General features: G+C 29.7%; 16 protein-coding genes, 2 tRNA genes and 2 rRNA genes. 16 read left to right on the plus strand and 4 right to left on the minus strand.

What is annotated here, in order from left to right:
- The 4 genes from CLCHR_RS21915 to CLCHR_RS21930 form a co-directional block, all read left to right on the plus strand.
- Nucleotides 1-125: ribosomal RNA gene (locus CLCHR_RS21915) — 23S ribosomal RNA — on the plus strand; the annotation flags it as partial.
- A 68-nt stretch (nucleotides 126-193) separates the two neighbouring features.
- Nucleotides 194-310: ribosomal RNA gene (gene rrf / locus CLCHR_RS21920) — 5S ribosomal RNA — on the plus strand.
- A gap of 5 nt (nucleotides 311-315) precedes the next feature.
- Nucleotides 316-391 (plus strand) — tRNA-Phe (locus tag CLCHR_RS21925).
- A 4-nt stretch (nucleotides 392-395) separates the two neighbouring features.
- Nucleotides 396-470 (plus strand) — tRNA-Cys (locus tag CLCHR_RS21930).
- A gap of 70 nt (nucleotides 471-540) precedes the next feature.
- Here the strand turns inward: CLCHR_RS21930 and CLCHR_RS21935 are convergent.
- Nucleotides 541-1488: a magnesium transporter CorA family protein gene (locus CLCHR_RS21935; protein ID WP_079442039.1), complete on the minus strand. Its 948-nt coding sequence runs from the start codon at nucleotides 1486-1488 to the stop codon at nucleotides 541-543.
- A 190-nt stretch (nucleotides 1489-1678) separates the two neighbouring features.
- A complete protein-coding gene (locus CLCHR_RS21940) occupies nucleotides 1679-2839 on the minus strand; it encodes a zinc-binding metallopeptidase family protein (protein ID WP_079442040.1) in 1161 nt (386 codons plus the stop codon).
- 437 nt (nucleotides 2840-3276) lie between these two features.
- Here CLCHR_RS21940 and CLCHR_RS21945 point away from each other — a divergent pair, with 437 nt between their 5' ends.
- From CLCHR_RS21945 to CLCHR_RS21975, 7 genes are all read left to right on the plus strand, one after another.
- Nucleotides 3277-3465, plus strand: coding sequence for a sigma factor G inhibitor Gin (locus CLCHR_RS21945; protein ID WP_079442041.1), 189 nt, complete (start codon nucleotides 3277-3279; stop codon nucleotides 3463-3465).
- Between the two features lie 39 nt (nucleotides 3466-3504).
- Entirely contained in the window at nucleotides 3505-4146 is a 642-nt protein-coding gene (gene tmk / locus CLCHR_RS21950; protein WP_079442042.1) for a dTMP kinase, read from the plus strand.
- A gap of 73 nt (nucleotides 4147-4219) precedes the next feature.
- A complete protein-coding gene (locus CLCHR_RS21955) occupies nucleotides 4220-4552 on the plus strand; it encodes a cyclic-di-AMP receptor (protein WP_079442043.1) in 333 nt (110 codons plus the stop codon).
- 19 nt (nucleotides 4553-4571) lie between these two features.
- Nucleotides 4572-5504, plus strand: a complete 933-nt coding sequence (locus CLCHR_RS21960) for a DNA polymerase III subunit delta' (RefSeq protein WP_079442044.1) — start codon at nucleotides 4572-4574, stop codon at nucleotides 5502-5504.
- Nucleotides 5505-5507: 3 nt separating this feature from the next.
- Nucleotides 5508-6413: a PSP1 domain-containing protein gene (locus tag CLCHR_RS21965; RefSeq protein ID WP_079442045.1), complete on the plus strand. Its 906-nt coding sequence runs from the start codon at nucleotides 5508-5510 to the stop codon at nucleotides 6411-6413.
- A gap of 11 nt (nucleotides 6414-6424) precedes the next feature.
- Nucleotides 6425-6628 (plus strand): heavy-metal-associated domain-containing protein, encoded by a 204-nt coding sequence (locus tag CLCHR_RS21970; protein WP_079442046.1) that lies wholly within the window; start codon nucleotides 6425-6427, stop codon nucleotides 6626-6628.
- A gap of 123 nt (nucleotides 6629-6751) precedes the next feature.
- Nucleotides 6752-6922, plus strand: coding sequence for a DUF362 domain-containing protein (locus tag CLCHR_RS21975; RefSeq protein WP_079442047.1), 171 nt, complete (start codon nucleotides 6752-6754; stop codon nucleotides 6920-6922).
- Nucleotides 6923-7215: 293 nt separating this feature from the next.
- On the opposite strand, the gene CLCHR_RS21980 is transcribed toward CLCHR_RS21975, so the two are convergent.
- Nucleotides 7216-7854, minus strand: a complete 639-nt coding sequence (locus tag CLCHR_RS21980; RefSeq protein ID WP_079442048.1) for an MBL fold metallo-hydrolase — start codon at nucleotides 7852-7854, stop codon at nucleotides 7216-7218.
- A 185-nt stretch (nucleotides 7855-8039) separates the two neighbouring features.
- Between CLCHR_RS21980 and CLCHR_RS21985 the strand changes: the two genes are divergently transcribed.
- The 5 genes from CLCHR_RS21985 (at nucleotide 8040) to trxB (ending at nucleotide 13672) form a co-directional block, all read left to right on the plus strand.
- Nucleotides 8040-8501 (plus strand): CtsR family transcriptional regulator, encoded by a 462-nt coding sequence (locus CLCHR_RS21985; protein WP_079442049.1) that lies wholly within the window; start codon nucleotides 8040-8042, stop codon nucleotides 8499-8501.
- 15 nt (nucleotides 8502-8516) lie between these two features.
- On the plus strand, nucleotides 8517-9101 hold the full coding sequence (locus CLCHR_RS21990; protein ID WP_079442050.1) for a UvrB/UvrC motif-containing protein: 585 nt from the start codon (nucleotides 8517-8519) through the stop codon (nucleotides 9099-9101).
- Nucleotides 9094-10110 (plus strand): protein arginine kinase, encoded by a 1017-nt coding sequence (locus CLCHR_RS21995; RefSeq protein ID WP_079442051.1) that lies wholly within the window; start codon nucleotides 9094-9096, stop codon nucleotides 10108-10110. The genes CLCHR_RS21990 and CLCHR_RS21995 overlap by 8 nt, the downstream gene beginning before the upstream one ends.
- A gap of 25 nt (nucleotides 10111-10135) precedes the next feature.
- Nucleotides 10136-12604, plus strand: coding sequence for an ATP-dependent Clp protease ATP-binding subunit (locus CLCHR_RS22000; protein ID WP_079442052.1), 2469 nt, complete (start codon nucleotides 10136-10138; stop codon nucleotides 12602-12604).
- A gap of 135 nt (nucleotides 12605-12739) precedes the next feature.
- A complete protein-coding gene (trxB, locus tag CLCHR_RS22005; RefSeq protein WP_079442053.1) occupies nucleotides 12740-13672 on the plus strand; it encodes a thioredoxin-disulfide reductase in 933 nt (310 codons plus the stop codon).
- A 93-nt stretch (nucleotides 13673-13765) separates the two neighbouring features.
- Here the strand turns inward: trxB and CLCHR_RS22010 are convergent, their stop codons facing one another.
- Nucleotides 13766-13993, minus strand: coding sequence for a glutaredoxin family protein (locus CLCHR_RS22010; protein ID WP_079442054.1), 228 nt, complete (start codon nucleotides 13991-13993; stop codon nucleotides 13766-13768).
- Nucleotides 13994-14044 lie beyond the last annotated feature (51 nt).

The raw sequence follows: 14044 nt of genomic DNA on the forward strand, positions 1-14044 counted from the left end.
AAGATTAGATTTCCCATAGCGTAAGCTAGTAAGACCCCTTGAAGACTACAAGGTTGATAGGTCAGAGGTGTAAGTATGGTAACATATTTAGCTGACTGATACTAATAGGTCGAGGGCTTGACCAATAAATAATCAAGTTGTAATACATCAAAATTTATATGCAATTTTGAAAGAACATAATTCTTTCAAAATATCTCGTGATGATGGCATAGAGGTAACACTCCTTCCCATTCCGAACAGGAAAGTTAAGGTCTATAACGCTGATGGTACTGCACGGGTGACTGTGTGGGAGAGTAGGAAGTTGCGAGGTAAGATGGCTCGATAGCTCAGTCGGTAGAGCAGAGGACTGAAAATCCTCGTGTCACTGGTTCGATTCCAGTTCGAGCCACCATAATGGCGCCATAGCCAAGTGGTAAGGCAGAGGTCTGCAAAACCTTTATTCCCCAGTTCAAATCTGGGTGGCGCCTCCAAAGAAACCTTGAAATTTATATTTCAAGGTTTTTTGTTATATATTGTTTACATGATAAAGAAAAGGATATGTTATTTAAACATATCCTTTTTATATAATATAAATGCAACTAGACCGCAAATTCCAAAGGTTAATCCCATAACTATAGGAAATCCGCTTGGATCATCTTCTGCAAAAGGCAATTTTAAATTCATTCCAAATATTCCACCAATAATAGTAGGAATAGCCATAAGTATTGTAACAGATGCAAGAACTTTCATTACGATATTCAAGTTATTAGATATTACAGATGCAAAGAAATCCATTGTACTAGCTAATATATTGCTATAAATTTCAGTCATTTCAATTGCTTGTTTATTTTCAATTATGACATCTTCTAAAACATCCTTATCTTCTTCATATTTTTGCATCAATTCTAATTTCAGCATTTTTTCTAAAGTAATTTCATTAGCCTTTAAAGATGTCGAGAAGTATACAAGAGATTTTTCTAGGGAATGCAATTGAATAAGTTCTCTATTTTTCATGGATTTATGAAGTCTTTTTTCAATCATTAAACTTTTCTTATCAATTTGTCTTAAATATAATAAATAATATGTTGATATTCTGTTTAATATTTGTAAAGTAAATCTTGATTTTTTAAATGTATAAAAGGATTTTATTTTGTCGTTGGCAAAATCGGTTAATATTTTGCTGTTTTTTAAGCATACGGTAATTAATTGTTTATCAGTATGTATTATTGCAAGAGGATAGGTATCATAGGTCAATGAGTTATCTTCCATTTCGGTAAATGGAATATCGACTATTATCAATAATGAATCATCCTCAATATCAATTCGAGAGGTTTCTTCATCATCTAAAGCTGCTTTCAAAAACTCGAGGGCAACTCCTGTCTTTTTAGATATTAATATTAATTCTTCATCAGATGGAGCAACTACATTTATCCAAGCGCCATTATCTATTGTATCTATTGATTTTAGGGTAGTATTAAATTCACTTTCACTTTTATATATTTGAATCAATTTATAGCACCTCCTAAGCGGTTCAACTAATATTATACTATTATATGATAGATTGTAAATATAAGTGTTTATGTATTAGTCATATTTGATATTGGCAAATATTTAAAGATATTTTTCAATGATAGGTGTTCATTGTAAAATAAAAAATAAATTCCCTTTAAAAATTATATTTTAAAGGGAATTTATTTCTTTATTTCTTTTTTGTATTGAAGAATTCGGATTTAACTTCATTAAGAAGAGCCTCGTTTTTGATTAAATCTACAGCAGTAAATGCAAGTGCAGCAGCAGCAATATTACATTGTTTTAGTGCAAATGAAGATACGGTCGCTTTGGCGAAATCTAGACTCCCATATTTAATGTTAGTATTATCTATAATGGAGATGTACGGATGAATACATGGAACTCTGTGGCTCACATCTCCAATGCTTAATCCAGCAAAAATATCCTTTGCAGGACAAATGTCAATTATTCCATTTTCTTTTAGGTTATGGCTAAAAAGTCTATTCAAGGTACGATTTGTGATTAACTCTTTGCTTGGAGCTTCGTATAGAAAAAATTTATTGGGTATATTAATTAACTTTGTTACATAATTTGCAATATCTTTTATTTTGTCATATGCATAATTGGCTATTTCTGTATTATAGGCTCGAATGCAGAGTTTTATTTCTGAGTCGGATGGCAATAATAGTGTAGTATATCCTCCATTTGATATGACTGAGTTTATTTCTAAGCTATCAGGAAATCCTTTTTTTATAGAATTTAAGATATTAAGTGTTAATAAAACAGCATCTAAGGATGTATAGGAATTTTTGTTTAAGAATGATAGTTTACGTTCACTCTCAAATTTAATACCTAAAGGAATGATTGCTGATGATGAGCCACTCTCACAAGTAGAGGTATCAGGGTGAGCTAACATTACTACATCAATGTCATCAAATACACCTTGATTAACCATAGTGGCTTTAGTTCCACCTAAATACTCGCCAGGACATCCAATTATTATTACTGATCCACCTATATCATCTATTATGTTTCCTAGAGCAAGAGTAGCTGAAACAGATATAGAAGTAACCATATTATGCCCAGTGATGTGTCCTTCATCAGTTATAGCATCATATTCACAAAGGTAACAAATTTTTGGATGGCCAACTCCCTTTTGTGCCATAAATGAGTTCTCGATATTTAAGAAATTTCTAGTAATTTCAAAATTATATTTATACAATAAATCGCAGATATGATTAGAAGCGTTGAATTCTTTATAACTTTCTTCAGGGTTTTCATATAAGTAAGTACATAAATTTTTAATATCATCATTACAGGTAGACAAAAATGAAATGATTTTTTGTTTCATAAATTTAATTTCTTACTCAAACATACAAAAGCAAATTACTAAATTTTATATATAGTACATGTTTTGCTTTGTTTTACAGTAAGTTCTCCTTTCTTATTTTTCTTTTTACTGTTAACATATTTATAGTTAGTTTAAAATGCATAAGTTCTACATAAATAAAATATTTTATATGTAATGATTGACACAAGCCATTAATTATCACATAAGTAAGTATGCAATGAGAGTTATGCTAAACATTAGATTTGAAAGCATAACATTTGTTAAACACCATTAATATGTTTACGTAATATAAATTTATTTCTCTATATATTATTGTTACCAGTAAATGAAAAAATATAAATTTAATAAAACAAATTATTTACCACTGGCAATTGTATTAAAAATAATTAATGTGGTAATAATTTTAGAAGTATTAGAAAATTAAGGGGGAATAGTATATGGAAAATTCAAATAAATTATGTTTCATGTGTGGTGCAATTGATAGTGATGGTATAATATTGAATGGGGAAATGATTTGTAGAGCATGCGAAGAAAAAATTGTAAGAACAAGCGCATCTGATCCGGAGTATGATGATTATAAGGATAAAGTTAAGGTTATTTTATTTGATGAGCATGCTAAATGTTAAATTATTTTACCTAGACATAATTTAAGGTAGGGATTCATAATGAAAAAAGGTTTATTTATAGTTTTTGAAGGTGGAGAGGGCACTGGAAAAACAACAGCAATTGATTCAATATATAATTGGATTATAGATAATAATTTGAATTGTATAAAGACTCGAGAACCTGGTGGAATTACAATATCTGAACAAATAAGACAAGTTGTATTAAGTAAAGAGAATAAGGCCATGGATGCTAGAACCGAAGCGTTACTTTACGCGGCAGCAAGAAGGCAGCATCTTGTGGAGAAAGTTATCCCAGCATTAGAGGAAGGAGCGATAGTTCTTTGCGATAGGTTTGTAGACTCCTCGCTAGCGTATCAGGGACATGCAAGGGATTTAGGTATTGAAGAAATTATGAGCATAAATAAATTTGCTATTGGAGAATATATGCCTGATATATCAGTTCTATTTGATCTTGATCCACAAATTGGATTAGAGAGAATTAGTAATAATGATTGTAGAGAAATTAATAGATTGGATTTAGAAAAATTAGATTTTCATCAAAGAGTTCGAGAAGGATATAACATTATTTTTGAAAATAATAAAGATAGAATCGTTAAAATAGATGCTAGTAAATCAAAAGAAAGTGTAATCGATCAAATAAAAAATATTTTAAAACCAAGAATTTGGACAAATATAAACTAACTAATAAAAAGGATATTATTTATGGTAAAATAATATATAATTAATTAGTATTATTTTAAGGGTGGTAATTATGATGAAATTGATAATTGCAATTGTTCAGGATGAGGATTCAAGTGATGTTATAGAGGTATTAACAGAAGAGAATTATAGAGTTACAAAATTAGCAACAACAGGTGGATTCCTTAAGTCTGGTAATACTACATTACTGGTAGGTGTTGAGGAAAAAAGGGTTGAGGTTGCTATTGATATCATAAAAAATATATGTAAGAAAAGAAAAGAAACTTTAGTTACACCTACTACCTTTGGTGGAAGTGAAGGCGGATATATGCAACAGTACCCTGTTCAGATTGATGTAGGGGGAGCTACTATATTTGTACTGGATGTAGATAAGTTTGTAAAAATATGATACCAGGGAGAGATAAGCGTTGAGAAAAATTATTGGGCATAAAAACATTATTGATAGTATACATAATAGAGCTTTGAATGACTCATTTTCTCATGCAAATTTAATAGTTGGAAATGATGGGATTGGAAAGAGTATAATAGCAAAGTGTATATCAAATCACATCATAAAGGATAAGAATGGAGTAGAAAGTGTAGATATAGTAAAGTATTACCCGTCTTCTAATTCTTTCGGTGTAGATGACGTCAGAAATATAATAAATGAAGTTAATAAAAAACCTTATGAAGGAGATAAAAAAGTATTAATATTATATAGGTGTGATAAACTGACTGTTCAAGCTCAAAATGCACTACTTAAAACTATTGAAGAGCCTCCACATGGGGTATACTTAATACTACTGAGTGATTCTTTAGAAATAATTTTAGATACTATAAAGTCAAGATGTCAAATATATAAACTAACCCCATTAAGTAAAGAAGAGATTTTAAATTATATTGATAACAACTATGCTGATTTAACTTTAGATGATAAAAAGTCTGCACTAGCATATAGTTCTGGTATTCCAGGAAAAGTAGATAAGTTTATAAACGATGAAAAACTGAAAAATTTAAGAGACATATGCATTGGTCTTTTTGAAGATATTTTAAAAAGAGAGCAAGGAATAGTTTTAAAATATGAAGAGTTACTTAAGAATTCAAAAGAAGATAAAGTAGAATTATTAAATATACTTTTATCATATATAAGAGATATTATGCTTTTTAAAGAATTAAATAACAATGAGCTTATTGTTAATTCTGATAAAGAATATAAAATAAAAGATATATCAAGAGGAATATCTTATAAAAAGTTAAATAGTATGTTAGAATACATAGAAGAAGCAAGAATAAATTTTAATAGTAATACAAACTATTCAATGACTGTAAGTGTACTGCTTATGGGATTTGCGGAGGTATAATTAATGATAAATGTTATAGGAGTAAGATTTAAAAAGGCAGGAAAAATTTATTATTTTAGCCCATCAGAATTGCCTATTAAAAAGGGAGATTATGCAATTGTAGAAACAGCTAGAGGTATAGAATTTGGTGAATGTGTTATTGGAATTAAGGGAATTAGGGAAGAGGATATAGTTTCACCATTAAAAAATGTTATCAGGATAGCTGATGAAAATGATATTAATAAACATAAAGAAAATAAAGAAAAGGAAAAAGAAGCATTAAATATATGTTTAGAAAAAATACAAGAACATAAATTGGATATGAAATTAATAGATGTAGAATATACATTTGATAACCATAAAGTTATATTTTATTTTACAGCGGATGGCAGAGTTGACTTTAGAGAGCTGGTTAAAGATTTAGCCACTATATTTAAGACTAGAATAGAACTAAGGCAAATAGGAGTTAGGGATGAAGCCAAAATGGTCGGTGGCCTTGGACCTTGTGGAAGATCAATGTGTTGTTCAACTTTTTTAGGTGACTTTGCATCAGTATCAATAAAGATGGCAAAAGAGCAGAACCTTTCGCTAAATCCAACTAAGATATCTGGAATATGTGGAAGATTAATGTGTTGTCTAAATTATGAGCAAACTACATATGAGGGTATTAGGAAAAGGTTACCTAAGGTCGGTTCCATAGTTAAGACGGATACTGGAAATGGAGAAGTTATTGGAAATTCAATAGTCAAAGAAATTGTCAAGGTTAAAGTTAGGAGAGGAGACGAAGAGGTAGTCGAAGAATTTAAGATAACAGATGTAGAACTTGTTTCAGGAAAATATGAAGATACAATTGATGAAAATAATATTAAATTAATTGTTGACTCTGAAGAAGATAAGAAATTATTAAAGAATCTTATTAATGAGGAATAGGAGGGATTTCTATGAAATCTGTTATTAAGATTTGTAATATGGAATCTCAAAATGATGCCAAAATAATTCAAGATGTGATTGTCACTAATTCAGGGGTGATAGCTACAGAGATATCTTTAGTAAAGAAAGAAATAACTGTTATATATAATGATAGTTTTTTTAATATCCAGAAAACGATCAATTATATAGAGGACTTGGGTTATATAGTTATTTAATCCCAATATATAATAGTAATTTTAAAAAATAAAATGCCTATATAACAAAAGACTTTAAAAACATCAGAATACATGTTAAAATGTAAGAGGTTAATTACCACAATTTATTAGGAGGTGTTCTAGATGGCATTTGTTATTAATGATTCATGTGTTAGCTGTGGAGCATGCGCTGGAGAATGTCCAGTTAGTGCTATAACTCAAGGAGATACTCTATTCGTTATCGATGCAGATTCTTGTATCGATTGTGGAAACTGTGCTAATGTTTGTCCAGTAGGAGCTCCAAACCAAGAGTAATAGAAAAGAGAGATCGTCTTATGACGGTCTTTTTTTTATTCTTTAGGAAATTATAATAAAGTAAAATCTGTGAATAACTTTTGATAGTAGCAGAGACACACAGTCTGCGAAGCAGATTTTTTTATTTATAAAATGGTATGTATTTATAAAATGATAAAATAAGTTTATATAAACTTATATTCAAATAATTATAGTATAAGCAATTAAGCAATAGGTAGAACTTTAATTTATTTGGCTGATACATAAATTATTTTTGTTATATAAGATCTTTGATGTGATAAAATAACTTTTAACTATGGAAGAGTTAATAATATACAATTGGTTTTCAAGTCTGAGCCTAATTCAGTGGTATCTAATATATTGGAGTGTACTTTCTTTATATTTTTCATTGATATGATAAAATTTTTAGGGTCATCTAAGTAGAGAGAGGTTTTATTTGTTTTATAGTGCATAGGGATTATGTATTTAGGAGAAATCAATTTACAAAGTTTTGCAGCTTCATGTCCGTTTAAGGTAAAGTGTCCACCTATAGGTATGAATAAAATATCAACATTTTTTAATTTTTCTAATATTGATACGCAGGGAATATGCCCTAAATCGCCTAAGTGACATAAGGAATATTTATTGTCATTAAATATATAAATAATATTAGGTCCTCTTTTTAAGCCATTATATTTATCATGAAATGAATTTATACCTTCCACCTTAATGAAATTAATATCAAATTCTCCAGTTTCATTAATAACTTTAGTTTTAAGATTTAAGTCGTTTATATATGAACTATCAAAATGATTATTGCTAATAGTAATTAAATCACATTTTGGAAAATTATTATCATATCCTAAGCTGCTATCAAATGGGTCAATTAAAATTCTCTTTCCCATGGATGTTTTTATAAGAAAACATGAATGTCCGTACCAAGTTATTTGCATAAAAAACCTCCATAAATTAATTTTACTAATAAGTCCATACGCCTATTAATATATATTATTAACAGATAAAACTAGAAATAATCATAAACTTATATTGATGCTTTAAAAAGCAAAAAAGATATAGTATAATAGTATAAAGTCAAAGTAAGTCAAAAACAAAAATAAAAGTTTAAGCAGGTGATGTTATGGCAAGACTTTCAGATATAATAGAAGAATTTATAAAACAAATGTTTAATGAAAATGCAGATACAGATAATGTAGTTTTTATACAAAGAAATGAATTGGCAGATCAGTTTAGATGTGCACCATCTCAGATCAATTATGTGTTAACAACTAGATTTACTTATGAAAGAGGATACTTAATTGAAAGTAAAAGAGGTGGAGGTGGTCATATAGCTATTAAGCAATTAGAATACGACAACTCCAATCAAAGAGAGGAAATAATAAATCAAAGTATAGGCGATACAATAACATATCATAATGCTCATGCTTTATTAAATCATTTATTTGAATCAGGAGTCATCGAAGAACGAGAATGCGAAGTAATGAAAATCGCAATAAATGATAGAAGTTTGGCTTCAGCAGATAATAAAAATAAATTAAGAGCTGATATTTTAAAAGCAATGATTATGGTAATTTTATCTTAAAAGGTGGGGATATACATGTTGTGTGAAAAATGTGGAAAAAATGATGCAAAAGTAAATTTAATTACAGTGATGAATGGACAGAAGCATGAGGTTTGGTTATGTGAAAATTGTGTAAAGGACATAGCAAATATTCCTTTTTTAAATTCTATGGCTCAAAATATTAATTTCCCGCTTCAAGGAATGTTAACAGAAATGTTATCTAATACTGAGAGTAATAAAAGTAGTATTGATAATAATAAAATAAAGGAAATAGTTTGTTCAAGTTGTGGATTAACCTACAATGAATTTAAAAGATCTGGAAAGCTAGGGTGTTCTGATTGCTACAAAGATTTCAAAGTTGTACTTGAACCAAGAATAAAGAGCTTGCAGGCTGGAGTAAAACATGTAGGCAAGATTCCAAAGGTAAAAGGAAGAGAATTAGTTCAAAAACGAAGGCTAAAGGATTTAAAAGAAGAAATGCAGAAATTAATTATAGATGAAGAATATGAAAGAGCAGCGATTGTACGAGATGAGATTAAGAAGCTAGAATTATATATATTAGAACGAAATAATGCTGCTAATGTCCTTCAAAGTGTAAAGGAGGAGAATTGCAATGAATAGCTGGACTGATAATAAGGATGAAGATAATGGAATTGTATTGAGTAGCAAAATATTATTAGCTAGAAATTTTAGTGATTTACCTTTTCCAAATAAATTAAACTATATAAAAGGCAGAGATAATGGCAAGAATATATATAATGTTCTCAAAGATGAACTAATTGATGAAGAAATTACATTGCATGAGATTTGGAATACAAAAGAGGATTTTAGTAAACACTATTTAGAAAAGGACTTAATAAGTGAAGAGCTTCTTAAGAATTCAGATAAAGGGTCATTTATTATTAATAAAGAAGAAACTTTAAGTATTATGGTGAATGCTAGAGATCATATTAATCTTCAGTATGTAAGTCAAGGGCTGAATTTAGAAGAAGCGTTTAAAATTGCAACAAATGTTGACGACAAAATAGAAAAAAACTTTGATTATGCATTTGATGAGACTTTAGGCTATTTAACAACATCACCAGAAAATATTGGAACAGGATTGAAAGCATCAGTAATACTTCATTTACCAGCGCTTGCAATGAGTGAAGAAATTAAAAATGTTTCAAAAAGTATTGGTAAGATTGGACTTACAATAAAGAGCATCTATTTGGATGGTACAAAAGGTTATGGCAATTTATATAGAGTAAGCAACAAAACAACATTAGGTTTATCTGAGGAAAATATTATAAATAAATTGAAAGAGGCCGTTTTAGATTTAATTGGTGAAGAAAATAAGTTTAGGGAAATATTACTTAATAAATGCAGATATGAATTAGAAGATAGAGTATACAGAGCATATGGAATATTAAAGTCTGCAATTCTTTTGGATCCGAAGGAAACAATCGATTTATTATCTAGTGTTAGATTAGGATCAGAATTATCACTTATAGATGTTGAAAAAAATAAATTGGATAAATTATTTATACTTGCAAATAATTCATCACTTCAAAATCATTTGGGAAGATCCTTAGATGAAAAGGAAAGTAAGTATGAAAGAGCAAAAATCGTAAAGGAAATATTGACATGACGAAAAGATAGGAGGTTTGAAAGATATGGAATACAATAAATTAACAGAAAGGGCTCAAGCGGTAATTCTAGAGGCTGAAAATGAATCTGAAAAGTTTAAGCACGGTTACGTTGGAACCGAACATATGCTTCTAGGTATTTTAAAAGAAGACGGATATTCAGCCAAATTGCTAAAAAAGCATGGTGTTGATAGTGATAAAATTAGAACGATGATACAAAGATATTTGGGTTATGGAGATATTAAGAGAACAGATGATAATATTTTATTAACACCAAGAACAAAAAGATTAGTAGATGAAAGTTTTGCGGCAGCTAAGAAGTTAAATCATAAATATGTAAGCCCGGAACATATCCTATTAGCATTACTTAATCAAGAAGAAGGAATGGCTTATACAATTCTGAAGAGTTTAAATATAAATTTTGCAGTCATAAGTGAGGAATTAGTTGTATTTTTATCTGGCAATTATGAAGATAAAGTAAGTGACAAAAGTACTATGGATAATAAAAAGGCCAATACACCTATGCTTGATAAGTATGGTAGAGATTTAACAGCTTTATCTAGAGAAGGCGGATTAGATCCTGTGATTGGAAGAGATAATGAGACACAAAGATTGCTAGAAATTCTTTGCCGAAGAATCAAAAATAATCCATGTTTAATAGGTGAACCAGGAGTTGGTAAGACTGCTGTAGTTGAGGGGTTAGCTCAGCGAATAGTTGAAGGAAATATTCCTGAAATATTAAAAAATAAGAGAGTTGTTTCTTTAGATTTAACATCGATGATAGCAGGTGCAAAATATAGAGGAGAATTTGAAGAAAGACTTAAAAAAACAATGGAAGAAATAGTTAGGGATAAAAACATTATTATTTTCATTGATGAAATTCATACAATAATAGGTGCCGGAGGAGCAGAAGGTGCTATTGATGCTTCAAATATATTAAAGCCAGCTTTAGCAAGAGGAGAAATTCAATGCATTGGTGCTACAACAATTGATGAATACAGAAAGTATATAGAAAAGGATTCTGCTCTTGAAAGAAGATTTCAGCCAATAACGGTAGGAGAGCCTACTAAAGAAGAGACGTTAGAAATTTTAAAAGGATTAAGGGATAAGTATGAAGCCCATCATAGAGTTGAGATTACAGATGAAGCACTAGAAGCGGCTGTAAATTTATCAGATAGATATATAACAGATAGATTTATGCCAGATAAAGCTATTGATTTAATTGATGAAGGAGCAGCAAAGGTAAGAATACAAAATTTAACAGCACCACCAGATTTAAAGGATTTAGAAGAGAAGATTGAGAATATAAGTAAAGAAAAAGAAGAAGCTATAAGAGTCCAAGATTTTGAGAGAGCAGCAAATCTAAGGGATAAAGAAAGAACTTTAAAAGATAAATTAAGTAATATGAAGAATAATTGGGATACTCAGAACTCAATTAAATTACTAGTTGTAGATGCAGAAAAAATAGCTAACGTAGTATCATCATGGACAAAGATTCCAATTCAAAAGTTAACAGAATCTGAGAGTGAGAGATTGTTAAACCTTGAGAACATACTTCACAAAAGAGTTGTTGGGCAAAATGAGGCAGTGAAGTCTATTGCTAGAGCAGTAAGAAGAGCAAGAGTTGGAATAAAGGACCCTAGTAGACCGATTGGAAGTTTTATATTCTTGGGACCGACTGGAGTTGGTAAAACAGAACTTTCTAAGGCACTTGCAGAAGCAATGTTTGGTAATGAGAATAACATTATAAGGGTTGACATGTCCGAGTATATGGAAAGTCATTCTGTATCTAGATTAATAGGATCTCCACCAGGTTATGTAGGATATGAAGATGGAGGTCAGCTTACAGAGGCTGTTAGAAGAAAGCCGTATTCAATAGTGCTTTTAGATGAGATTGAGAAAGCAAATCCAGAAGTGTTCAATATATTACTTCAAATTATGGAAGATGGTAGACTTACTGACGGAAAGGGTAAGATTGTTAATTTCAAGAATACAATTATAATAATGACTTCAAACGTTGGAGCGCATCAAATAAAAAAGCAGAAGAGTATAGGATTTAACACAACTAGCGCTGGCGATGAAACCGAGTATGAAAAAATGAAAGAAAACATATTAGGTGAGTTAAAGCAAAAATTCAGACCAGAGTTCTTAAATAGAATAGATGATACTATAGTATTCCACAAATTAAGTGATGAAGATTTAAATCAAATTGTAGATTTAATGCTTGATTCTATAAGGAAAAGGCTTGAAGCAAGAGAAATATACTTGGAGTTTCAAGATGACAGTAGAAAATTCTTATTGAGTAAGGGTATTGATCTTGATTATGGTGCAAGGCCATTAAGAAGGCTCATTATAAAAGAAATAGAAGATAGATTAAGCGAAGAAATTTTACAGGGAAATATTAAAATTGGAGATAGAGTAAAAGTTAGTGAATCAGAAAATATACTTGTATTTAAAAGGTTAGTTGAAAGTAATTTAGAAATGAATAAAAATTGATCAAATATAATGAGCTGTTTCAGAGCATAAGATAACGAGAATATTGAAGCAGCTCATTTTATTAAATATTATTATAAATAAGTTATATGTTATAATTTATTTATGATATGTATTGAGAATAGGAGAAAGATTAAAATGAGTAAAGAGAAAAGGAATTTAGACTTAATCATAATTGGTGGAGGTCCAGCAGGACTCACAGCGGCAATGTATGCAGGAAGGGCTAAATTAAATGTATTACTATTAGAAAATGAGATTGTAGGTGGGCAAGTTCGAAATAGTTATACAATAGAGAATTATCCAGGATTTAAAAGTATAGATGGTGGAGATTTAGCAGATATATTTCAAGAGCAGGCAAGAGAACTTGGAGCTATAATTGATGAATTTGATTCAATTCAAAATATAGATATATCAGATGATAAAAAGACAATTGAGACTGAATCATATATATATGAACCTAAAGCAGTGATAGTTGCAACAGGAGCAGCCCCTAAAAAGTTACCTATCCCACAAGAAAGCGAATTTTCAGGAAGAGGAATACACTATTGTGCAATTTGTGATGGAGCAATTTATCAGGGGAAAAGGGTAGCTGTTGTGGGAGGTGGAAATTCGGCTTTAGAGGAATCGATATTCTTAACTAGATTTGCTGAAAAAGTATATTTAATAAGAAGATATGATTATTTTAAAGGTGAGCAGGCATTAATAGATGAAGTATTCAATCATCCTAAAATAGAAGTACTGTTGAATGAAGATTTGATAGAAGCAAGTGGAAATGAGTTTTTGCAATCAGTAACTATTAAGAATACGAAAACACAAGAAGTTCGCAGTTTGGAGATGAATGCAGTTTTTGGGTGCATTGGAACTGAGCCAAGAACTGAATTTATAAAAGATTATCTAAACTTAAATGCTCAAGGGTATATAATAGCGGATGAAGATATGCAAACAAACATTAAAGGTGTATATGCTGCAGGAGATGTTAGACAGAAGAGATACAGGCAAATAACAACTGCTGTTGCAGATGGTACAATTGCATTACTAAATGCTGAGAAATATATATTAAATAAGAAATAATAGAGTTAATAATGTAATTATATATAAAGATATAATTTAAAAGAAATATTTAGATACTATAAAAAAATAAAGAGGCGAAATATCGCCTCTCAATTACTTGCCTAGAGCCTTTAAAATAGCAGTTTTATCGAATCCTATAATAATATTATTATCAATATCAAGAACAGGAACACCCATTTGCTTAGATTTACTTATCATTTCTTCTCTAGCGTTCATGTCATCTTGAACATTTAGTTCTTCAAACTCAATATTTTCTGATCTAAGATAATTTTTTGCTTTAACACACCAAGGACAACTATTGGTAGTATATACCTTTACCATAAATATGCCTCCTTAATTAATAGTTATTATTGTTTAATAATATTATAATAT

Source organism: Clostridium chromiireducens (assembly GCF_002029255.1).
In the GTDB taxonomy this organism is placed as follows: Bacteria; Bacillota; Clostridia; order Clostridiales; family Clostridiaceae; genus Clostridium; species Clostridium chromiireducens.

Coding starts and splice junctions, on each gene's coding strand:
- CLCHR_RS22010 (WP_079442054.1), bottom strand. CDS start 13,993: ATGGTAAAGGTATATACTACCAATAGTTGTCCTTGGTGTGTTAAAGCA.
- CLCHR_RS21945 (WP_079442041.1), top strand. CDS start 3,277: ATGGAAAATTCAAATAAATTATGTTTCATGTGTGGTGCAATTGATAGT.
- CLCHR_RS21980 (WP_079442048.1), bottom strand. CDS start 7,854: ATGCAAATAACTTGGTACGGACATTCATGTTTTCTTATAAAAACATCC.
- CLCHR_RS21985 (WP_079442049.1), top strand. CDS start 8,040: ATGGCAAGACTTTCAGATATAATAGAAGAATTTATAAAACAAATGTTT.
- CLCHR_RS21995 (WP_079442051.1), top strand. CDS start 9,094: ATGAATAGCTGGACTGATAATAAGGATGAAGATAATGGAATTGTATTG.
- tmk (WP_079442042.1), top strand. CDS start 3,505: ATGAAAAAAGGTTTATTTATAGTTTTTGAAGGTGGAGAGGGCACTGGA.
- CLCHR_RS21990 (WP_079442050.1), top strand. CDS start 8,517: ATGTTGTGTGAAAAATGTGGAAAAAATGATGCAAAAGTAAATTTAATT.
- CLCHR_RS22000 (WP_079442052.1), top strand. CDS start 10,136: ATGGAATACAATAAATTAACAGAAAGGGCTCAAGCGGTAATTCTAGAG.
- CLCHR_RS21965 (WP_079442045.1), top strand. CDS start 5,508: ATGATAAATGTTATAGGAGTAAGATTTAAAAAGGCAGGAAAAATTTAT.
- CLCHR_RS21975 (WP_079442047.1), top strand. CDS start 6,752: ATGGCATTTGTTATTAATGATTCATGTGTTAGCTGTGGAGCATGCGCT.
- CLCHR_RS21955 (WP_079442043.1), top strand. CDS start 4,220: ATGAAATTGATAATTGCAATTGTTCAGGATGAGGATTCAAGTGATGTT.
- CLCHR_RS21940 (WP_079442040.1), bottom strand. CDS start 2,839: ATGAAACAAAAAATCATTTCATTTTTGTCTACCTGTAATGATGATATT.
- CLCHR_RS21970 (WP_079442046.1), top strand. CDS start 6,425: ATGAAATCTGTTATTAAGATTTGTAATATGGAATCTCAAAATGATGCC.
- trxB (WP_079442053.1), top strand. CDS start 12,740: ATGAGTAAAGAGAAAAGGAATTTAGACTTAATCATAATTGGTGGAGGT.